Raw genomic sequence first — 22,693 nt, forward strand, 5'->3', positions numbered from 1 at the left:
TTATGTCTGTAATAAAAGTAGATAATATTAGCAAAGATTATGGAAGCAAAAGAGGAGTATTTAATTTATCTTTTGAAGTGAATAGAGGAGAAATATTTGGAATGCTTGGTCCTAATGGAGCAGGTAAGACAACAACTATAAGGCAATTAATGGGTTTTATAAAGTCTGATAAAGGAAGTGCCAAAATATTAGATATGGACTGTTTTGTAAATAGAGAGAATATACAATTGAAGTTAGGATATTTGCCTGGAGAGATTGCTTTTATGGACGAGATGAAGGGTAGTGATTTTATAAGATTTATTGCTGAGATGAAATCAATAAAGAGTAAAAAAAGAATTAATGAGCTTACAGATTTATTTGAACTTGATGCTAATAGAAAAATAAAAAGTATGTCAAAAGGTACAAAACAAAAAATAGCTATAGTATGTGCTTTTATGAATGAGCCTGAAGTTGTTATACTAGATGAGCCTACGAGCGGACTTGACCCTTTGATGCAAAAAAAGTTTATTGAATTGATTTTAGAAGAGAAAAAAAAGGTACTACTATTTTTATGTCATCGCATATATTTGAAGAAGTTGAAAAAACATGCGACAGAACTGCTATATTAAAAGACGGCAAACTTATAGCTATAGAGAATATGGAAGAATTAAAATCTAAAAAGAATAAAAATTTTGAAGTGGTTTTTAAAACAAATGAAGAAGCGTTAAATTTTAAAAATAAAATTAGTTTTAAATCAGAGCTAAATAATAATATTGTAAAGCTTTCTATTATCAATAATGAAATTAATAATTTTATAAAAGAACTTAGCAATTATGATATATTAGATATTAATTCTTCAACTCAGACATTGGAGGAGTTATTTTTGCATTTTTACAGTAATTGATTTTTATTATAATAGGAGTTTGTATGTTTAATTTAGTTTTATTAAAAAAAGAATTCAAATCAAATTTTCAAATATTATTAATATTTGCTTTGGTATTAACTATGTATGGAGCAATTATAGTTTCTATGTTTGACCCTAAACTTGTTGATAGTTTAAACTCTATGGTTGAGAGTATGCCTCAGATGTTTGCTTTATTTGGAATGAATAATTTTTCTAGTAATTTAACTGACTTTTTAATTGATTATTTATATTCTTTTTTGCTTATTATTTTTCCATTAGTTTTTATTGTTTTGCTTGTTAATAGACTTGTTATAAGATACATTGATAAAGGAAGCATTGCATATTTATTTGCAACACCTAATTCAAGAATAAAGATAATATCTACACAAATATTAAGTGCTGTTTTAGAAATATTTATATTAAACCTATATATCACTATACTCCTTATAATTACAAGTGAGATGATGTTTAAAGGAGAACTTGATATAACAAAACTTATTATTATAAATATTGCTCTTTATGGTTTATGGCTTTCTTTTTTGGGAATATGTTTTTTAAGCTCCGTTAGTTTTTCTTCCACATCAATTTCTCTTTGGGCGGGTGCTGGACTTTGTATATTATTCATGCTTTTTCAAATGATATCAAGGGTAGGAGAGAAGGCAGAGTTTTTTAAATATTTAAGTATTATAACATTATTTGCACCATCTAAATATAGTAGTGATTTTAATACATTTTTAATATGTGCTATATGTTTATTTATTATTGGAATAGTTACTAATATACTAGCTATAATTATTTTTAATAAGAGAGATATAAGAGCATAATTTTTTATGATATACTTAAACATCTATATTTTGTCAACATAAATTTATATTTTTGTTTTTATATTTGGGGCTTTGCCCCATACCCCAGTTCTTTTACGACCGAAGGAAGTGCCTGTGGTATTGGTATAAAAGAACCAAAAGAACTGCATTTTTATAGGTTATACCCTATATTTAATAGCATGTTTTTAATATAAAGTTCTAGCAATTGCATTTTCGCGAAGCGTGCCTGTGGCATCTATTTTGACTAAGTCCGCAGAGCGTGTGCACAAAAAAGTAGATAACATTTACATAAAGTCCATTAGTTGACAAAGTTAAAAAAATCCAGTATATATAAACCTGCTTCATAATGTAAAAAATATCATTATGAAGCAAATCTATTATCTTTATCCTATACACTCAGAAAGTATTGAAACGGCTTTTTCTAATTCTTTATCAGTTATTGTGAGAGGAGGAAGAAGTCTTATTTTATTTTTAGCAGTCAAAGGAATTACTCCTTTTGATATACATTTTTCTACTATTTCTCTAGCATTTAATCCTTCTTTTAATCCTATTCCAAGCATTAAACCTATTCCGTCCACACTTACAACATTATTAAGTTTTGTTAATTTACTTTTTATATATTTAGATTTTTTTTCAACTTCTTTTAAAAGGCTTTTGTCTATAATGTTTAATACTTCCAAAGCTCCAGCAGCGACAACAGGATTAGCTCCAAATGTAGAAGCATGGTCTCCAGGAACAAATACATCAGAGCATTTTTTATTCATAAGTATAGCCCCTATAGGAAGCCCGCCTCCTAAACCTTTTGCTAATGTAGTGATGTCTGGTTTAATTCCAAAATGTTCAGAGCATAAAAACTTTCCTGTTCTTCCAACACCAGTTTGAACTTCATCTACTATAAAGAGTATGTCATTTTCTTCGCAGTATTTTTTTATCTTTTGTACATATTCTTTATCAAGAGGTATTACTCCTCCTTCACCCTGTATAAGTTCCATCATTATAGCACATGCATTGTCTTTTAATTTTTCTATAGTGTCTTCATAATTATTAGCTTCTGCAAATGAAAAGCCTTCCAAAAATGGAAAAAAGTAATTGTGAAAAACTTCCTGACCTGTAGCTGAAATTGTACAGATAGTTCTTCCATGAAAAGAGTTTTTTAATGTTACAATTTTGTTTCTTTTATAATTTTTATCATTATTGGCATATTTATTAAAAGAATACTTTCTTGCACATTTAATAGCAGCTTCATTTGATTCGGCACCAGAGTTGCAGAAAAATACTTTATCATATTTTGTTATAGAGCATAATTTTTTTGCCAAATCAATATAAGGTTTTGTGTAGAAAAGATTTGAAGTATGCTGAAGTGTTTTTGCTTGATTTACTACAGCATTAATCCAATTTTTATTTCCATAACCAATGCTATTAACTCCAATACCGCTTCCTAAATCAATATACTCTTTTCCTTCTATATCTTTTAATTTAGTATCTTTAGCAGACTCTAAAACTAAATCGAATCTTGCATAAGTGTTAGCAACATATTTTTTGCTGTTATTAATATATTCTTTTTTTAACTTTGATTTTTCATTATTTTGATTATTATTATTTTTTTTGCATGCCATGTTTTTACCCTCATTATTTAATTTATATTTATTAATCTTTATAAAACATTGTTCCTATACCTTCATCAGTAAACATCTCTATCAATAATGAATGGCATAGTCTTCCGTCTATTATAAATACTTTTGATACTCCATTTTGTACTGCATTAATACAGTGCTGAACTTTAGGTATCATTCCTCCAGATATAGTACCGTCTTTTATAAGATTATCTATCTCTTTAATATTTATTTTGCTTATTAAAGTGCTTTCATCATCTTTATCTTTTAAAAGCCCTGGTGTGTCTGTCATATATATTAATGTTTCAGCCTTTAAACTTTCTGCTATTTTGGCAGCAGCAGTATCAGCATTAATATTATAAACATTTCCTTCTTTATCACAGCCTATAGTAGCAACTATTGGAATATATTCGTTTGTTATTATAGTATTAAGCAAATGAGTATCAACATCATCTACATCTCCAACAAATCCTAAATCAATATCCCCTTTATATTTGCTCACTTTAAACATGTTGCCGTCAATACCGCATATACCTAAACATTTACCTCCAGAGTTTTCAAGAGAAGCCACCAACTCTTTATTAACTTTTCCAGCAAGAACCATTTTTACTATTTCAGCAGTTTCGCTGTCAGTGTATCTTAAGCCATTTATAAACTTTGATTCTTTTCCTATTTTGTTAAGCATAGCAGTAATATCTTTTCCTCCGCCATGAACCACTATAACATTTATTCCCACAGTAGAAAGCAAAGCAACATCGCTCATCACTTTCTTTTTTAACTCAGGATTTTCCATAGCACTTCCGCCATATTTTATTACAACGGTTTTCCCTGTGTATTTTTGTATATATGGAAGTGCCTGATTAAGTATTAGTGCCTTATCTCTATTTGAAATATTTTCCATTTTTATTTCCTTGTATCTATATTGCTTTATATAAGATTTTAGCTTCTGTATGAGCCGTTAATTTTTACATAATCATAAGTTAAATCACAGCCCCAAGCTACAGCTTTACTATTGCCAGAGTTCATATCTATTGTAATTTTTATCTCATCTTCTTTTAATATTTTTAAAGCTTCATCTTCATTAAACTCCACACCATATCCCTCTTTATAAACATTCATCTCTCCATATTTTGAACCAACATTTATAGAAACTTTATTTATATCAAAGTCAGCATCAGTATAACCTATAGCACATGAAATTCTTCCCCAGTTCATATCACACCCAAACATAGCAGCCTTAACTAAATTTGATGTTATTACAGATTTTGCTATTTTTCTTGCTAATTTTATATCACTAGCATTCATTACTTCGCATTCAATTAACTTTGTAGCTCCTTCTCCGTCTTTAGCTATTGCTTTGGATAAATAAGTATTAGTCATATTTAATGCCTTGCAAAATATTTTATAATTATCATCTTCTTTATCTATCAAAGTATTTTTAGCTTCACCATTAGCAAGAACAACACACATATCGTTTGTAGAAGTATCTCCATCAACACTAACCATATTATATGTAGATTTTGTATCTTCACTTAAAGCCTTCTGAAGCATTTCGCTTGATATATTGCAGTCTGTTGTGATAAATGCAAGCATTGTAGCCATATTAGGGTGAATCATTCCGCTTCCTTTTGCAGTACCTCCAATATGCACTTTTTTACCATCAATTTCAAACTCATATGCTATTTCTTTCATAAATGTGTCAGTTGTCATTATTGCACTTGCTGCATTTTTAGCATGCTCATGAGAGTGGTTGGCATTGTCTATAAGCTCTTTTATATTTTTTTCTATAGGCTCAATTGGAAGAGGTACTCCTATAACTCCAGTAGAAGCAACAGCTACTTCTTTTTCATCAATACCAAGTACATCAGCAGTAAGTTTGCACATCTCTTTTGCTACTTCCACTCCGTTTTTATTACAAGTATTAGCATTGCCAGAATTGCATATAATAGCTTTTGCTTTTCCATCTTTTAAATGTTCTTTACTTACTGTGATGTTTGCTCCGCATGCTTTGTTTTGAGTATATACTGCAGCAGCAGAACATTGACTTTTACTATAAATTATTGCTAAATCTTTTTTTTCTTTATTTTTCTTTATTCCAGCATGTATTCCATTTGCGAAGAAACCTTCAGAAGCACATACACCGCCTTCAATTTGTTTAATATCTATCATTTTATTCTCCTATTGTTGTTTAATAAAAATTGTGTAAAAATATATATTTATAATTATTAAAAAGCTGGAGGTATTATATTTAACCCTTCATCTTCTTTAAAGCCTAAAGCTATATTCATGTTTTGTATTGCCTGTCCTGCTGCTCCTTTTACCATATTGTCTATTGTTGATACTATTATTAATTTGTTTGTTCTCTCGTCCATATGCAAAGATATATCACAATAATTTGAGTATTTAACATATTTTAAATTTGCTATCTCTCCAATATTTAATACTCTTACAAATGCTGAATCTTTATAAAACTCTTTGTAAATGTTATGTATATCTTCTAATTTAAGATTTTTATTTTCTAATTTAGCATATATTGTTGAAACTATTCCTCTGTTTAATGGAAGCAAATGAGGAACAAAAGTAACTTTTATATCTTCACCGTATATGTTTGATAATGTTTGCTCTATTTCTGGGGTATGTCTATGTTCAGCAATTTTGTATGGAGCAAATGCTTCATTACATTCAGTATAATGAGTATTTAATTTTAATTCTCTTCCTGCACCAGTAGCTCCAGATTTTGAATCAATTATAATATCATCTTTTTGTATTAATTTGTTTACTAAAGATGGTGCTAATGCCAAACCTATAGAAGTAGGGTAGCAGCCTGGGTTTCCTATAATTTTTGCATTCTTTAATTGTTTTTTACCATATACATTATCATACTTAATTATTTCAGGTATTGAATAAATAGCCTCTTTATGAAGATTTTTATATTTATATTCTTTGCCGTACCAATTTTTATAATCTTCTTCATCGTCCAATCTAAAATCAGCACCCAAATCTATAAATAAAATATTTTTTTCAAAGCATTTATTTGCAATCTCATCGCTTAAACCAGCAGGAAGTGATGCAAATACAACATCAGAGTTTTCAAATATTTCATTTTCATCTATTAATAATTTATCTAAGTTTTTATTTAAGTTAGGATATATTTCGTTTATATTTTTCCCAACAAAACTTTTTGAAGAAATGTTATTTAATTCTACTTTAGTATGAGATAATAGCAGTCTAATTAATTCTGCACCTGCATATCCTGTTGCACCTATAACGGATACTTTTATCATATAAAACGCTCCTATAATGATTTAAAATAATATTATAAAGAATAATATTTAATTGTTTTTAAAAAAATTTATTTTTAGATTAGAAGAAATAAAATAGAGGCTTAACGCCTTGAGAAATTATTTTTGATGTAAGAGATTATATTATACATTTTTATTTTTCCTAAAAACTGTTTAATATTTGCCTTTAATTATACTATTAATAACATAAAAGTCAAGTATTTATAACAATTTTATGATTAAAATATTAATTATTTTATAGCCATAAATATTTGGCAATAAAAAATATTAAGATATTTTAATAAAAAATTATCAATATGGCTTGAAAAATGATATTTGTATTGTAGAATATGTTCGATTTGTTGTGTATAATTTAATATAGTTTTGAATAATGATGCTTTGCTATTTTTTTAATTATCAAAAATATATTTATGGTTTCTATTTTTATGAAAAAGAAATTTAATAAAAAACTATACTTAATATTTGTTTTATTAATTCTTGTTATAGTGTTAATTATATCTTGCGAAAAGTTTAATATATTAGGTCCAACCTATATACCGCCTGAAACAGATTTTAGATTTCCGGAAGAAACAATACCCGGACATATTGATGTTAATCCAGTGCCTGCCAAAGATGGTGAAGTATTTGGAGCCTTTAGAAGGAAGTTTAGATATCAAGGCAAATGGTATATATTAGCTGATTATATGTATGAGTATAAACCTGAAACTAAAACATTAACTCAAATAGATAGACGTGTAATTTTACAAATAGATGATAATGCAAATATAATGATTTATGATAAAAACAGTAAAGGCTACAGTGATTGTTATTATATGAATGTAATAGAAGAAGATAGAGTTTTGTATGAATATTATGATTATGGAACTTATTCGTATTCTTCACGTTCCTTTACTACTACAGACTGTAAAGGCGAAGAAGATTATCATTCATTTATTACAGGAATAACTTTTGATAATAGGATAAGAACATCATCAGATTTAATAAATTGGAAATTTGAAGGGGCTAGCAATAATATTTATAAAACTTTTCCTTCAGTAAGTACAGACCCTAATGCTAGTTTTCAAGGAAGATTCGGAGCCAGTGGCTATAGAACTGTTGAGTTTAAAGATTATATATATTTAATAGGTTTAAAAGAAGATTTTTCTGAGCAAAATCCAAGCGGATGCAGAAGTACAGATTTAGGATCATTTACAGTAAGTAAGGATGTATATTATAGAGTATATAAAAATAAAGATACCTCGGTTGGGGCTAATTGGGAAAAAATAACTACACCTTGGGGACAAAGAAGCAGTCTTACTATTCGCTATGATAAAAATAAAATATATATTACAAAAGGTTTAAGAGCATATTATAAATGGATAAAATCACCTTATTGGGATTATGAAATTGAATCTTTTGAAAATGATAATACTATATGGTCAACTACCGATGGCGTAACTTGGCAGAAAGAGCCTAATTCTTCAGCTTATGACAAGGCAAATGAAATAGATTCTTATTTATCACTTGGCGGAAATTTACCTTATATACAAAATAGAATAAAAACGCCTGAAGAGCCTAATTGGATAAAGCTAAATAACGGCAGATATTATAAATCAGACAATTCTTATGAAACTTATATAATAAATAAGAAAACTTATTATGTGCCTATACCTCCTTATGAAGAAATAAAAGCAGCTTATGACAGCGGGCAGGAATATTTTACTATTACAGAAGAACATATAAAAACAGCGGGGCTTAATCAATTTTTAACCAAAGATAAAGAGCCGAATAAAGATGAATATTGGACAGTCATCACTCCTATAGATTATACAGATAAATTAATGGTATGGCAAAGCGGAGGCAAGAAAGTGATGCTTAATATTAATAATAAAGCAGTTCAGCTTGTGGATTATCAACAAATAGAATATATGTATAATACTATTAAAGATTATTCTATTGTAATAAATGATTTGAGAAAGACAGCAAAAGAATTGAGAGATGGAACTCATTGGAGTGATATTGTCAATAATGGACAAGGAGGATATGTAAAAGATGTACTTCTTGGTATGCATTATGATGCTAGGGCTGATATGCTTGAGCTTATGAAAAGTAACAGAGACTACATTATGCCTCATGATGCTATTACGCATTATACTGTGGAGTTTAAATATTAATTTCTTTTCAATTATTTTACAAGCTAAAATATGTTTTGTTTTTATATAGAAAATTATATTAAGGATAAAAAAAATGAAAGCAATTTTTTTAACAGCATTATGTACTTTATTTATTTTTGTTTCATGCGGTAATTCAAATAATACCAAACAAGAAACAGTAACAGATAATAATACAGCAGAAATCACACCATTACAACTTAGCGAAAATGAAAAAGCTAATAATTATGATGTTGTATATTTGGTTTCTGATACAGGAGAATATATTAACTCTGAGATAGCACAAAATGAAAACGGTAATTTTGGAGTTATATATTACAGAGATATTAATCAAAACTTAAACACATTTAATGTTACAAAAGCAGGCGAGCTTGATGAAGGAAATATTTCAGCTGTTTCTTATGACAATAAAACATTAGAAGGAAATTTTCCAAGCATAGCATATCCATTTGTTGCCAAAATAGATGGTAAAGAAATGACTTTCAAAGCACCAAAAACTCCTGTAACAGGTGCTAAAATAATAGAATATACTTATTCAAATGTTTCTCCTGAATCATCAACTAATGGTCAAAGAGTTTTTCAATTCAAAACAGCAATATTTGCTCTAAACAATGACAGCAAATCTGCAAACATAGATAAAATTAATTTAGACATAAATAAAGATTTTGGCATTACTGATGTAAGCACTTTCAATGACCCAACAAAATTATTAACAGCTCAAAGTTTAATAAGCAACAAAATGACTCCTATATATGATGAATGGGTAAAATCTGATTATATATCACATATAGAAAATTATTCTTCACAATTTGGCATAGATTATTTGAGTGAAAAAGTTGTATCTATTAATCAATTAGTTTATGAATATACAGGCGGAGCACATGGAAACTATGCTACAGTAAATAGCGTGTATTCATTAGAAAATGGAAACAAGTTAAAAATAGAAGATTTAATAATAGACTTAAAAAGTGCTGACTTAATTAAATTAATAGTAGATAAACTAGTAAAAATAGAAGGCAGAGATGCTAATTCATATTTCGGATTAGATGAGATTTCATTAGAAAACAACAATTTCTATTTGACATCAAAAGGTTTAGTATTTACTTGGGGAATATATGAAATAGGACCTTATGCAATAGGTGAGACTAGGGTATTAATACCAACAGAAGAAATCAAACCTTATTTGAAAGACGAATACAAAACTATATTTGAGTAATAAAAATATTTGTGTAATTTTAATAAGAGGGTAGTTATTAATTTAACTATCCTCTTTATTTTTTATATAGTATTTGTTTACATGATTTAAAATTTATTAATTAAATATATTTCCAAGTGTAGCCTTTTTTCATCTCCAGAATTTCTTCAACAGTACCTTTTGCAATGATTTCTCCTCCATTAGTGCCGCCTTCTAAACCTAAATCGATTATATAGTCGGCAGCTTTTATAACATCAGGATTATGCTCTATTATTATAACGCTATGTCCTTTCTCTACTAATTTATTTAAAGCTATGAGAAGTTTATTAACATCATCAAAATGAAGCCCTGTAGTAGGTTCATCTAAAATGTATACTATATGCTCATCACCTTGTTTTTTAGCTAACTCTGTTGCAAGTTTCAAACGCTGTAATTCACCGCCTGAGAAAGTATCAAGCCTTTGAGAGAGTTTTATATAACCAAGCCCAACCTCACTCATTATAGAAAGTGTTTTAGTAATTGATTTGTCAAAGTCAAAAAACTCTATTGCCTCATCAACTGTAAGTTCTAATACTTCTGCTATGTTTAGAGATTTGAATCTTACAGACAAAGTTTCATCGTTATATCTTTTACCACCGCAAGCCTCACAAACTATTTCCATATCGGATAAGAAGTGCATTGCAATTTTTCTTATTCCTTTACCTTCACATATATTGCATCTTCCTTCTTTGCCGTTGTATGAGAAACGTCCTGCTGCAAATGCCTTTGCTTTTGCTGTAGGAGTTTTAGCAAATATATTTCTTATTTTATCAAATACTTTACTATAGCTTACCAATGTACTTCTAATAGAGCCCACTATTGAAATTTGATCAACTAATATAGTATCCGAAATAATCTCAGGTATTTCAACACTTTCAAATTTTGAGTATTGATTGAGTCTGCGTTTTTTTAGAGCAGGGTAGAGAGTGTCTATTATTAATGATGACTTACCGCTTCCAGATACTCCTGTAACTACTACTATTTTTTTAAGCGGTATATCAACATCAATATTTTTTAAATTGTTTGTTGAAACATTTTTTAATTTTATGCATTCAGTCTCTTCATTTCTTACAGCAGTTTTTTCAAATACTTTTTTTCTCTCGCTTAAATAATTTCCTGTAAGTGAATCATTATCTTTTAATATATCATCATATTTACCTTGGAAAACTACTTCACCTCCAAAAGCACCGGCATAAGGTCCCATATCTACAATATTGTCAGCTGCCTTCATAGTATCTCTGTCATGCTCTACTATTACAAGAGTATTTTTTAAATCTCTTAATTCTTTTAAAGTATCAAGCAAATGGTTGGTATCTCTTGGGTGAAGTCCTACAGTAGGCTCATCTAATACATAAAGCACCCCTGTAAGTTTAGAACCTAATTGACTGGCAAGCCTTATTCTCTGTGCCTCACCGCCTGAAAGAGTTGCATATTTCCTGCTTAAAAATAAATATCCAAGTCCTACTTTATCTAAGAAACTTAATCTTGTTCTAATTTCTTTTATTGCTTCTTTTGATATAGTATTTTCTCTTTCAGTTAAAAGAGTTGGAAGTTCATCAAAAAAGTTAATGGCTTCTTCAACTGTCATTGCACATACTTGGCTTATGTTTTTATTTTGTATAGTGTATGACCTTATTATCTCGTTTAATCTCTCTCCATGACAAGAGCTACATTCCTCATCAATAAAGAATTTACCAAGTGATTTATCTTTCCATTCTGAATAGTCTTCACTTGTAACATCGTTGTTAGAATGCCACTCAGTAATAACATTTCCTACAGAATAATCGCCTCCAAAGAAAAATGTATCAATAACTTTTTTGTCAAGTTCATTAAAAGGAGTTTCATACAAATCCTTTTTTGTTATGCCGTTTCTTTTTAAAAATCTCATTAAAGAATCTGTATAATATTTTCCTGGAGTAGAAAACATATTATGAATAGCAGTATCTAATGCCCCGTCAAATAAGGGTTTTGTGCTGTCTTTTATAGCTAAATCTATACTAAATGTAGGTTTGCTTCCAAGCCCTTTACATTCCTCACAATATCCCCAATGCGAGTTAAATGAAAAATGTCTTGGTGTCACTTCAAAATCAAATAAAATTCCATGAAGTAAACAAGCTGGGAATTTTGTGTGGAAACTTTCTTTTACAATTATTCCTTGAGTGGCTTTTATATGTGCTACTCCGTTTGATAAATCCATTGCTTTTTCAAGAGCATCTGCAATTCTTGCCCTTTTATCTTTTCCAACAACAACTCTATCAATTACAATACCAACAGAATATATTTCTTCTTTTGATAATTCTTTAATATCTTCTTCTGTAATATCATCTATAACATAGTCATTATTGTTAATCTGCATTCTCACATATCCAGCTTCTCTTGTTTTCTCTATAATCTTTTTAATATCTTTTGCATCATTGTCATTAAAAGTAAATCTATGATTAAATGAGCTATGATATAGAGGAGAAATTATTACAAGTTTATTCTGCTCCATAGTGTCAACAATTTCAGTAGCAAGTATTGAAGGAGTTTCGGCTTTTAGAGTATCTTTATCAGAACAATGCGGGCAATGAGGTTTAGCAAGCCTTGCAAAAATTAATCTGAAATAGTCATAAATCTCTGTAACAGTAGCCACAGTTGAGCGAGGATTTCTGCTTACATTTTTTTGGTCTATTGCAATTGCTGGTGCTAAGCCTTCAATTTTTTCAACATTAGCATCTTCAAATCTTCCTAAAAATCTTCTTGCATAAGTAGAAAGCGATTCAACAAATCTTCTTTGACCTTCTTTAAATATAGTGTCGAATGCAAGAGAAGTTTTTCCGCTTCCTGATACTCCTGTAATAACGTTGATTTGGTTTTTTGGGAGTGTCAAGCTTATATTTTTAAGATTATGTTTATTAGCTCCTTTTATGATGAGAGATGTATTTTCTTCTTTTTTTGTTTGTTCTGTTTTGATATTTTCTTTTTTCTTTTTTGAAGGCTTTAATATTTCTTTAAGTTCCTTTGCTGTGAGAGATTCTTTTACTTTTATTATATCTTCAGGCTTACCCTCAGCAACAACTCTTCCGCCTTTATCTCCGCTTAAAGGCCCCATATCTATAATATAATCAGCACATTTAATAACGTCTAAATTATGCTCTACAACTAAAACAGTATTTCCTTTTTCAACAAGTCCGTCTAATGCTTTTAATAATTTCTTTATATCCTCAAAATGAAGTCCTGTAGTAGGCTCATCTAATATATATAAAGTGTTTCCTGTAGATACTTTATGAAGCTCGCTTGCTAATTTTATTCTTTGAGCTTCTCCTCCTGAAAGTGTAGTTGAAGGCTGACCTAATTTTATATATCCAAGTCCTATATCTTCCATTATTTTTAATATTCTTGTAATAGAAGTGATGCCATCAAAAAATTCTATTGCTTCAGATACACTCATTTCAAGAACATCATAAATAGTTTTGTCTTTATATTTAACGTCTAGAGTTTCTGCATTAAATCTCTTTCCACCGCATTCTTCGCAAGGCACTAACACATTTGAAAGAAATTGCATTTCAAGTTCTATAACTCCAGCACCTTCACAAGTAGGACATCTTCCTATTTTTACATTGAATGAAAATCTGCCTTTATCATATCCTCTCATTTTAGCAAGTTTAGTAGCTGCAAATAAATCTCTTATAGGCGATAAAACTTTTGTATAAGTTGCCGGGTTGCTTCTCGGTGTTCTTCCTATAGGTGACTGATCAACTTCTATAACCTTGTCAATATTTTCAAGCCCTTCTATTTTTTTATGGCTTCCAGGATTTAAACTCTTACCATAAAAATGATTATGCAATGCACGCATTAAAATATTTTCAACTAAAGTAGATTTACCGCTTCCAGAAAGTCCTGTAACTACAATAAATAAACCCAAAGGAAACTCAACATCTATGTTTTTAAGATTAAATTGATTAGCTCCAATTACTTTTAAAAATTTTCCGTTTCCTTCACGTCTTTGTTTAGGAATCTCTATATCATCATCGCCGCGTAAATATTTGGCAGTATATGATTTATCAGATTTTATAAACTCTTCATAATCACCAATGCCAACAACTTCACCGCCATTAACTCCAGCATTAGGACCTATATCGATTAAATAATCCGACTCTTCCATTGTCTCTTTATCATGCTCTACAACTATGACGGTATTATTTTTATCTCTTAATGTTTTTAATGATTCAATTAATTTTTTATTGTCTGATTGATGAAGTCCTATTGAAGGCTCGTCAAGTACATATAATACACCTTCAAGTCCGCTTCCTATTTGTGATGCTAATCTTATCCTTTGAGATTCTCCGCCTGAAAGAGTAGGGGAAGAACGTTCTACTGTTAAATAAGTAAGTCCAACTTTCACCAAAAATGTTAATCTATAAATAATTTCTTTTACTATAGGAGCACCAATTACTTCTTCATTTGGTTTTAATTTTAATTTAGTGAAATAATCATATAAATCTTCTATAGTCATTGAAGAGAAATCTGCTATAGTTTTGCCGTTAAACTTTACTGACAAAGCATCTTCATTAATTCTCTTACCCTTACATTTAGGGCATTCAACTTCGTCCATAAAATTAGCATAATAACTATTTTTATAAGTTTCATAATCGTATTTTAATCTGTCTAAAATTCCAGGAACTCTCTCTTCTACCATTTTGCTATGATACCAAAATCTTTTTCTCCATTTTACTTCTTTATCAGTACCATAAAGTAAATATTTCTTTTCTGTTTTAGTTAAATCTTTCCAAGGCTTTTTTAAATCTATTTTGTAAGTTTTGGCAATAACTTCTAGTTCATCAGTACCATACTCCATATCAAAACCTATATGGTCATCTACAAAACAAGATAAAGCCCCTTCATAAATATTTAAATTCTCATCTTTTACAATATGTTTTTCAGTGAATACATGTTCAACTCCAAGTCCACCGCAAACAGTGCATGCTCCCATAGGGTTATTAAATGAAAATAAATTAGGCTCAATATCAGCAATAGAGTGCCCGCAGTTTGCACAAGACCTTTCAGTTGTATAGAGTTTATAATACTTATCTATCTCAAACTGCTTGCTCATTTTTTATTTTTTTCTTTTTTGTTTTTGTATCTTCTTCAGCATTTTCTGGAGTTTCTGTTTCTAATACTTCTTCACTTTTTTCATGTTCTTCATAGAATGCTACTAAGCCTTTTGTTATTCTTATGGCTCTCTCAATATCATCAGTGATTCTTGACAAGTATTTATCTTCTACTTTTATCCTGTCAATAACTATTTCTAATGTATGCTTCTCATATCTTTTAAGTTCTGGTATTTCATCTTCATCAAATTTATAAACTATATTATCTATTCTTATTCTAGGATATCCTGCAAGTTTTACTTCTTCAATTTCTTTTCTATACTCTCCCTTTCTATCTCTTACAATAGGGGCGAGAACTAAAATTCTTTTTTGAGCAAACTCTCTCAAAACACTTTGTGCAATTTGGTCTTCACTTTGCTTAGAGATTTTATGTCCGCATTTAGAGCAATATGGTACTCCAAGCCTTGCAAAAAGAAGCCTAAAAAAGTCATAGATTTCTGTAACAGTGCCAACAGTAGAACGAGGATTTTTATTTACGCTTTTTTGGTCTATAGAAATAGTAGGAGATAATCCTTCAATATGTTCAACATCAGCCTTAGCCATAACACCCAAAAACTGTCTTGCATAAGCTGACAATGATTCTAAATATCTTCTCTGTCCCTCTTTAAAAATAGTATCGAATGCAAGAGAGCTTTTCCCGCTTCCTGATACTCCTGTCAAAGTAGTGAGGGTTTTATGAGGTATTGAAAGTGATATATTTTTAAGGTTATGCTCTTTAGCACCTCTTATTTCTATAGAATTATTAGCCATTAATTTATCCTTATAAAAAAGTTAAACCATTATAACATAATTTCTATATAAAAAAAGCCTTTATTGATATTAAATATTAATAAATAATTTTTATTACATTCCCCGCCCTTTTATATTTATTGCTTAAATTTGAACATAAAATTTTATTATTCTTCAAAATCACAAAAGAAAAAGCATACCCGCCCAAGCTGTTTTTTAATTTAGAATTTTTACTATAAAACTAAATTTAAAATTTATCTATCGCACGCTGAATAAACTCAAAAAATATAGTTAGTTTATAATTCAAATTTTATAAAGTTATAATAATAAACTAACCGTGCGTTAATATAGATTATAAATTTGATTAACACTAGGGTGGGGGTGCTTTTTCTAATTAAACAGTAAGAAATAGTTAAGTAAAAAATTCAAAATAAAACAATAAATATAATAGGGCGGGGTGTGTGAATAAAGTTAAAAAAGGCTTTATAATATATTTCTATACTATAAAGCCAATAGGGAATTATGAATTGTATTATATGTCTAAAGCAGCATGATAGCCCCAATAAACCGCATTTGTTATTGTAGCAACTTTTGCAGCATCACCAATCACTCTTACAAATGGAGCTGTGTCTCTTAATTTTTCAACAGTATCAGTACAAGATTTCTGCCCTAATGCACATATCACACTAGTTCCTTTAACCAATACTTCTTTATTGTCTTTATCTACGCATAATATTCCATCTTTTCTCACTTCTATTCCTTTGTATCCAGTATGAACTGTAACATATTTGTCAACTTCTTTTAAAAGTAAAGGTCTGTGTCTTACATTGGCATCAGGTGCAAGTTCATCTCTCATTTCTACAAGATGTACTTTTTTGCCTTCCATTCCTAAATGTATAGCACATTCACAGCCTGCTAAACCGCCTCCAAATACAACAACATTATCAGTTACTTTATCTTTTTCTTTGTAGTAGTTATTTACTATTACAACATTGTCTCCATCTAAACCTTTTATAGGAGGAACTAAAGGAGTAGAACCTACTGCGATTATTAATGCATAAGGATTTTCTTTTTCAACTAACTCTTTTGTTACTTCTGTATTAGTACGAATTTCTACACCAGCTTTTTTTGCAAGTAATTCATAAGTATGAGATAAATCATACATTTCTTTTTTGAAAGGAAGAGCCTGTTCGCTTTTTAATATACCGCCAACTTCTGATTCTTTTTCACATAATATAACTTTATGTCCTCTTCTAGCAGCAGTGTAAGCCGCATATAATCCTCCGGGACCAGCACCTGCAACTAACACTTTTTTGCTTTCTCTAGCAGGCATAATCTCAACTCCGTCAAGCTCTCTTCCTATTAGAGGATTAACAGTACATCTTCTTGTAGCAGTAGCAGCACGTTCAGCCATACAAGTAAAACATCTTAAACAATGTACTATCTCTTCATCTCTATTTTCCATTACTTTTCTAGGAAGTTCATGGTCAGCAAGCAAAGCACGAGCCATATAAACAATATCAGCCTTTCCAGAAGCAATAATCTCTTCCATTTGTTCAGGACTATTTAAAGCTCCTATAGTTGATACAGGTACAGAAACATGTTTTTTTATAGCCTCTGCTAAATATACATTACAACCATGTTCTTTAAACATAGAAGGGTGAGTGTCTCCAAAACCTCTTTGATAAGTACCAGCAGAAACATGAAGTAAGTCCACATAAGGAGATATCTGTTTAGCTATCTCTATTCCTTCGTCTAAATCATAACCGCCGTCAAATAATTCTGAGCCGCTGAACCTAAACTCTATTGGGAATTTTTCTCCAACAGCTTTACGTACAGATTGTAATACTTCTATTGCTAAACGGCATCTATTTTCTAAACTTCCGCCGTATTCGTCTTTTCTTTTATTGAAATAAGGAGAGAAAAATTGATTTAATAACCAGCCATGTCCGCCATGTATTAAAAGCATTTCAAAACCAGCTCTCTTAGCAAGTGAAGCAACATTACCGTAAGCATCAACAATATCTTTAATCATTTCTTTTGTTAAAGATTTTACTTCTATACCGTCAGGACGAACAGTGTCAGAAGGACCCCATTGAGCCATACTTTGTTTTTTGCTTTTGTCTGTCATATATGTACCAGCATACATACCAGAGTGAGATAATTCTAAACTTGCTATTGAACCATGTCTGCGTATAGCGTCAGCAGTATAAGTAGCGGCAGCAAGTGAGTTTAATATTTTTGTATCTAAATGATAAGCATGAGAACCGTCTGTGTCAGGATGCACCATACATTCACTCACTGTAACAGCACCAGCACCGCCTCTTGCTCTTAATTCATAAAATGCAGTAGATTTAGGTCCTATACAGCCATCATTAGTTATATCAGTTCCGCCCATTGGAGCTGAAAACATTCTATTTTGAAAAGTAACGCCTGCTATTGTTATAGGTTTACATAGATTAGGATATTTATGTTTCATATTTTACACTCCTTAGATTTATTTAATTTCATTATTATTAATATGTTTTGTAAAAAATAGTTTTTTAATTTTAGTTATTTGCGGGGACTAGCCCCCGCACCCCCAGTTCTTTTATTGGTATAAAAGAACCAAAAGAACTAAATTTTTGATACTATATTAAGCTAAATTAAAATATAATTATTTATTAATTAAGAATTAGCTCTCTTCTCTCTTTTATCTAAAATTGAATATATTATTGTTAATACTATTCCAAAAATATTCAAAGCACATGCCACCAAAAATGCATTCTGATAAGTACCGTATTGACGATATATGCTTCCCATAACAGTTGGTCCAAAATATCCAGCTATAGCAACACCAATAAACATTATTCCATAATTAACACTGTTATTTAATGTTCCAAATTTTGAAGCTGTAAATCCAGGGAAAACTCCCATAAATGAACCAAAACAAAGACCTACTATTGATATGGCAATATAGAATATCACATTAGTGCCTTCTCCTGATTTGTAAAGGCATAATAAACCTATTGCTCCAAGTACGCATGAAAAAGCTAATGTTAATATTCTTCCTATTTTGTCTGAAGAATAACCAGCTAAAATCCTTCCAAATACATTAAATAATGCTAATACAGATACTGCAGTACTAGCAGCAATAGCACTCATACCAACTAAATTCCTTGCAACTGCTGAAGCCTGAGAAGTAATCATCATTCCAGTAAAAGCTCCGCAAGTAAATAAAAGTATCATCACATAAAAGGCAGGAGTTTGAAGCATTCCTTTCCAATCTTTATTTACAGGAGCAGAATTTGATTTTTTCTTTTCTCTAGGAGTCCAACCATCTGGTATAAAGTTTGGAGGACATTTTTCTATAGTAAAAGAACAAAAAGCAAGTATAATACAAAAAGCTATACCAACAATTTTGAAAGCAGTAGGAGCATCAAATTTATTAACTATCGCAGTAACTATAGGAGGAAGAGCTACAGAACCAAAACCATATACTGCAGTGATAATACCGCCTACCAATCCGCTTTTATCTGGGAAGAATTTTATGCAGCTGCTTATTGCCGTACCATATGCCATTCCTAAACCAAGACCGCCTATTAATGCATAAGATACAATTAAAAATCCTACACTTGTAGCAAAACCAGAAAGAAGCATTCCAAGTCCCCACATCATTCCGCCTACAAACAAAACTTTTTTAGGTCCAAATTTATCATTAACCCAACCGCCGCTTATCATTGTGATAGGTCCTACACTATTAGCTATTGTATATACTATGGCTAAATCTGCAGAAGTTAATGTTTTTCCTAATATTCCAGATAAATATTCTGCCATAGGTGCTGCAAATACACTCCAAGTATAAATTGAGCCTAAACATAAATTGGCTAAACATACCACAAAAAGTATAAACCATCTCTTTTTTGTGTAATTCATAATTATACTCCTGTAAATTATTATTTATATAAAAACATTTATAAAATGTTATTCTTTTACTCTTTATAGTAAATTATTAATCTTTTTAATGTATACGAATGATAACATATATAATTAAACATGTCAATACATACATATAAGTTTGTATATGTTGCTTGATATGGATTTTTAGTTTTAATAGTGCTATAATAAATGCAATAATAAAAAAATAATTATTGGAGCGGTTTTTATGGGTGTATTAAAGTATGCTATTTTGGGACTTTTAAATCAAAAAAGCATGACGGGATATGATATTACAAAAGAATTTGAAGAGGCTTTGTGCGAATTTTGGAGTGCAAAACATAGCCAAATATATCCGGAATTAAAAAGTCTTAATGAACAGGGTATGGTAGAATATAAAATAGAAATATCAGGTAATGTATTAGAGAAGAAATTATATTCAATAACTGAGCTTGGTAAAAAAGACTTTATGAAATGGCTTGAATCAAAAATAGATATTCCTCCTACATTTAAAGATGAGTTTAGACTGCAGTTGTTTTTCTCAGATTTTTTATCAGACAAAAATAGAGAAGAATTAATAAAAAATCATCTTAATCAGCATAGAGATAGATTAGAGCATTTAAGAAACAACCAAAAAAAATTTGACTCTATTCCAGAAAAAAATACAAATGCTTTTAGTGACTATTTAGTATTGTTAGGAGCTATTATGCGTGAAGAGAATACTTGCAAATGGCTTGAGAAATGTTTAGAGTTATGTAATTCATAATATAAAAATATTAATTATAATTTATAAACTATTAAAATAAAAAGTACTTTACATATTGAAAATAATTCCGAGTAATATAATATAAAATACAAAAAAATTTTAAGAAAGACTATGACTATTTATATTATAGTATTTATTGTAGTATTTTCTATATTGCTTTTTATTGCAAGTAAAATACTTCCAAAATTGTATTCAAAATATGTCCAGTCCGATATGGATAGAGTAAATAATTATATAGCATCAGAAAAATATAATTTGGCAATAAAAAAACTAAGAGATATACTCTCAAAAAATAAATCACATAATAAATCTTATAAAATATATAAAATTATAGGCGATTGCTATTATAAAATGGGTGAATATCCTTTTGCTATAGTTGAATATAGACATGCAATAGATACTGGAGATAATTCTCCTGAAACAGTAATATCTTTAGGCAGGTCTTTAAATGCTATAGGAAGAAAAGAAGAATCATTAGCACAGTTTTTATCATTATTAAAATTGGGCGGAGAGTATAAAGTAAATGTATCTATAGAAATAGGTAAAATATACTATGATAATGGTCAATATAATACAGCTTTTCAATTTTTTGAGAATGCTTTAGAGAATGATTCTACAAATAAAGAGGCTTTAAAATATAAGGCATATTGTTATGTTAGTGCTGGTAACTATAATGAAGCTATAGTTATAATGAATGGTATTATTAACAAATATCCTAATGATCCTGCTTTGAATTATAATTTAGGACGTGCATATAAAGGAAAATTAGACTGCAAAAACGCTATTAAACATTATAAAATATCTAGCAAAGATAGAGAATATGCTATTAAATCATTGTATGAGATAGCTTTATGTTATATAGAATTGAATAATATAGAGTTTGCTATAAAATATTTGGAAATGGCTATTGCTTATGATGGTATTGATAGAGAATTGAATTTGGCTATATTATATCAATTGTCTGAATGCTACAGCAGAATGGAAAATCTTAATAAGGCTATAGAATACTTAGAAAATATAATTATAATAGACCCAAATTATAAAGATGCTAATAAGAAATTAAATGAATATAAAGAGTCAAGATATAGTGATAATATTAAAAACTTCTTTAAGCTAGATGAAAATGACTTTGCTGATTTGGCATTAAAAATAGTATCTTCTATGAATTTGATTCCATATTCATTAAAGACTACAGACAAGAAATATGTTATAATTTTCGCTAAAGATGGTAAGAGTGTTCATTCTACTAAAAAGATAGTATTTTTTAGAATGTCTTATAGTCCTATATTTAATGAAGAGCTTATACAGTTATATGATTATGCTGTTAATTCTAATATAGTTAATTCTGTGCTTGTAACTTGTGCTATGGCTACTCCTGATGCTATAAGATATGCTGCTATGTCTAGAATTGATATAGTTGGTATTAAACGTTTAGAAAACTTAGTAGAAAAATCTACATTTACAAGCGTTCCTGTTGGTATTACTAGGACTGAAGAAAAATTAGATTGGATTATATAATTTTATCTTATGAAAAAAGTTCAAGATTTTTTATTTTAAAAAAGCTAAAGAAGAAAACTATAAAGCTAGAAGTGTATTTAAATTGGAAGAGGCACAAAATAAATTTAAGTTTATTAAATCTTCTGATAATGTGCTTGATGTAGGGTGTTCTCCTGGTTCTTTTAGTCAATATATGCTTAATAAGATTATTAAAACGGGTTCTGTTGTGGGAGTGGATATACTTCCTAATAGCTTCTCTCATCAGAGATTTAAATTTATTCTTGGCGATATAAAAGAGATGGACGCTTCTACTTTTGATAATATAGAGTTTGATGTTGTTGTTAGTGATGCTATGCCTAATACTACTTCAGATAGAGAAACTAATCATTTGCGTTCTATTGGTTTATGCGAGAAGATATTTTATTTGGCAAAAGATGTTTTAAAAGATAACGGCAATTTTTTTATAAAGGTTTTTGATGGTAAAGATTTGCCTAATTTTAAAAAAGAGCTTAATGATTATTTTGATTCTGTAACAGTGTTTAAGCCAAAAAGTTCTAGAGATGAAAGCAGAGAAGTATTTTTATTTGCGAAGGGTTTTAAAAAGTTAAAAGGGTAGGCATAAAACCCACC

14 protein-coding genes and 1 pseudogene are annotated in these 22,693 nt (G+C 29.5%); 8 read left to right on the top strand and 7 right to left on the bottom strand.

The annotated features are described in order from the left end of the window. Nucleotides 1–2 precede the first annotated feature (2 nt). From BPP43_RS01460 to BPP43_RS01465, 3 genes are read left to right on the top strand one after another with little or no spacing between them, the layout of a single operon-like run. Nucleotides 3–608 carry an ABC transporter ATP-binding protein gene (locus tag BPP43_RS01460; RefSeq protein WP_015273947.1) on the top strand — a complete coding sequence of 202 codons (606 nt, stop codon included), beginning with the start codon at nucleotides 3–5 and terminating at the stop codon, nucleotides 606–608. Continuing rightward, nucleotides 551–883, top strand: coding sequence for an ABC transporter-like protein (locus BPP43_RS11825; protein WP_015273948.1), 333 nt, complete (start codon nucleotides 551–553; stop codon nucleotides 881–883). The genes BPP43_RS01460 and BPP43_RS11825 overlap by 58 nt, the downstream gene beginning before the upstream one ends. Nucleotides 884–906: 23 nt before the next feature. Beyond that, on the top strand, nucleotides 907–1,707 hold the full coding sequence (locus BPP43_RS01465; protein ID WP_015273949.1) for an efflux permease Rv1217c-related protein: 801 nt from the start codon (nucleotides 907–909) through the stop codon (nucleotides 1,705–1,707). Between the two features lie 383 nt (nucleotides 1,708–2,090). On the opposite strand, the gene BPP43_RS01470 is transcribed toward BPP43_RS01465, so the two are convergent. Genes BPP43_RS01470 through argC form a run of 4 tightly spaced genes read right to left on the bottom strand, consistent with a single transcriptional unit; the run spans nucleotide 2,091 to nucleotide 6,604 of the window. Beyond that, nucleotides 2,091–3,323, bottom strand: a complete 1,233-nt coding sequence (locus BPP43_RS01470; protein WP_015273950.1) for an aspartate aminotransferase family protein — start codon at nucleotides 3,321–3,323, stop codon at nucleotides 2,091–2,093. 31 nt (nucleotides 3,324–3,354) lie between these two features. After that, a complete protein-coding gene (argB, locus tag BPP43_RS01475) occupies nucleotides 3,355–4,221 on the bottom strand; it encodes an acetylglutamate kinase (RefSeq protein ID WP_015273951.1) in 867 nt (288 codons plus the stop codon). A 38-nt stretch (nucleotides 4,222–4,259) separates the two neighbouring features. Next, nucleotides 4,260–5,489 carry a bifunctional glutamate N-acetyltransferase/amino-acid acetyltransferase ArgJ gene (gene argJ, locus BPP43_RS01480; protein WP_015273952.1) on the bottom strand — a complete coding sequence of 410 codons (1,230 nt, stop codon included), beginning with the start codon at nucleotides 5,487–5,489 and terminating at the stop codon, nucleotides 4,260–4,262. A gap of 56 nt (nucleotides 5,490–5,545) precedes the next feature. After that, complete coding sequence (argC, locus tag BPP43_RS01485) at nucleotides 5,546–6,604, bottom strand: N-acetyl-gamma-glutamyl-phosphate reductase (protein WP_015273953.1); 1,059 nt, start codon at nucleotides 6,602–6,604, stop codon at nucleotides 5,546–5,548. Nucleotides 6,605–7,047: 443 nt separating this feature from the next. On the opposite strand from argC, the gene BPP43_RS01490 reads away from it, so the two are divergent. Further along, the gene (locus BPP43_RS01490; RefSeq protein WP_015273954.1) at nucleotides 7,048–8,775 is read left to right on the top strand and encodes a hypothetical protein; all 1,728 of its coding nucleotides are present in this window, start codon (nucleotides 7,048–7,050) and stop codon (nucleotides 8,773–8,775) included. Between the two features lie 73 nt (nucleotides 8,776–8,848). Further along, the gene (locus BPP43_RS01495) at nucleotides 8,849–9,988 is read left to right on the top strand and encodes an RsiV family protein (RefSeq protein WP_015273955.1); all 1,140 of its coding nucleotides are present in this window, start codon (nucleotides 8,849–8,851) and stop codon (nucleotides 9,986–9,988) included. Between the two features lie 100 nt (nucleotides 9,989–10,088). On the opposite strand, the pseudogene uvrA reads toward BPP43_RS01495, so the two are convergent. The 3 genes and pseudogenes from uvrA to BPP43_RS01510 form a co-directional block, all read right to left on the bottom strand. Next, nucleotides 10,089–15,906: pseudogene (gene uvrA / locus BPP43_RS01500) on the bottom strand (excinuclease ABC subunit UvrA). A gap of 511 nt (nucleotides 15,907–16,417) precedes the next feature. Then, on the bottom strand, nucleotides 16,418–18,364 hold the full coding sequence (locus BPP43_RS01505; protein ID WP_015273956.1) for an NAD(P)/FAD-dependent oxidoreductase: 1,947 nt from the start codon (nucleotides 18,362–18,364) through the stop codon (nucleotides 16,418–16,420). 188 nt (nucleotides 18,365–18,552) lie between these two features. Then, nucleotides 18,553–19,800, bottom strand: a complete 1,248-nt coding sequence (locus BPP43_RS01510; RefSeq protein WP_015273957.1) for an L-lactate MFS transporter — start codon at nucleotides 19,798–19,800, stop codon at nucleotides 18,553–18,555. Nucleotides 19,801–20,029: 229 nt separating this feature from the next. On the opposite strand from BPP43_RS01510, the gene BPP43_RS01515 reads away from it, so the two are divergent. The 3 genes from BPP43_RS01515 (at nucleotide 20,030) to BPP43_RS01525 (ending at nucleotide 22,679) form a co-directional block, all read left to right on the top strand. Then, nucleotides 20,030–20,566 carry a PadR family transcriptional regulator gene (locus BPP43_RS01515; protein WP_013243250.1) on the top strand — a complete coding sequence of 179 codons (537 nt, stop codon included), beginning with the start codon at nucleotides 20,030–20,032 and terminating at the stop codon, nucleotides 20,564–20,566. Between the two features lie 111 nt (nucleotides 20,567–20,677). Further along, nucleotides 20,678–22,084: a tetratricopeptide repeat protein gene (locus BPP43_RS01520; protein ID WP_014936169.1), complete on the top strand. Its 1,407-nt coding sequence runs from the start codon at nucleotides 20,678–20,680 to the stop codon at nucleotides 22,082–22,084. 82 nt (nucleotides 22,085–22,166) lie between these two features. Further along, complete coding sequence (locus BPP43_RS01525; protein ID WP_015273958.1) at nucleotides 22,167–22,679, top strand: SAM-dependent methyltransferase; 513 nt, start codon at nucleotides 22,167–22,169, stop codon at nucleotides 22,677–22,679. Nucleotides 22,680–22,693: the final 14 nt, after the last annotated feature.

Source organism: Brachyspira pilosicoli P43/6/78 (genome assembly GCF_000325665.1).
In the GTDB taxonomy this organism is placed as follows: Bacteria; Spirochaetota; Brachyspiria; order Brachyspirales; family Brachyspiraceae; genus Brachyspira; species Brachyspira pilosicoli.

Bases quoted from the DNA above. Each gene is read 5' to 3' on its own strand.
- BPP43_RS01490 (WP_015273954.1), top strand. From the start codon at position 7,048: ATGAAAAAGAAATTTAATAAAAAACTATACTTAATATTTGTTTTATTA.
- BPP43_RS01515 (WP_013243250.1), top strand. From the start codon at position 20,030: ATGGGTGTATTAAAGTATGCTATTTTGGGACTTTTAAATCAAAAAAGC.
- BPP43_RS01495 (WP_015273955.1), top strand. From the start codon at position 8,849: ATGAAAGCAATTTTTTTAACAGCATTATGTACTTTATTTATTTTTGTT.
- BPP43_RS01510 (WP_015273957.1), bottom strand. From the start codon at position 19,800: ATGAATTACACAAAAAAGAGATGGTTTATACTTTTTGTGGTATGTTTA.
- BPP43_RS01465 (WP_015273949.1), top strand. From the start codon at position 907: ATGTTTAATTTAGTTTTATTAAAAAAAGAATTCAAATCAAATTTTCAA.
- BPP43_RS11825 (WP_015273948.1), top strand. From the start codon at position 551: ATGTCATCGCATATATTTGAAGAAGTTGAAAAAACATGCGACAGAACT.
- BPP43_RS01460 (WP_015273947.1), top strand. From the start codon at position 3: ATGTCTGTAATAAAAGTAGATAATATTAGCAAAGATTATGGAAGCAAA.
- BPP43_RS01505 (WP_015273956.1), bottom strand. From the start codon at position 18,364: ATGAAACATAAATATCCTAATCTATGTAAACCTATAACAATAGCAGGC.
- argC (WP_015273953.1), bottom strand. From the start codon at position 6,604: ATGATAAAAGTATCCGTTATAGGTGCAACAGGATATGCAGGTGCAGAA.
- argB (WP_015273951.1), bottom strand. From the start codon at position 4,221: ATGGAAAATATTTCAAATAGAGATAAGGCACTAATACTTAATCAGGCA.
- BPP43_RS01470 (WP_015273950.1), bottom strand. From the start codon at position 3,323: ATGGCATGCAAAAAAAATAATAATAATCAAAATAATGAAAAATCAAAG.
- argJ (WP_015273952.1), bottom strand. From the start codon at position 5,489: ATGATAGATATTAAACAAATTGAAGGCGGTGTATGTGCTTCTGAAGGT.
- BPP43_RS01520 (WP_014936169.1), top strand. From the start codon at position 20,678: ATGACTATTTATATTATAGTATTTATTGTAGTATTTTCTATATTGCTT.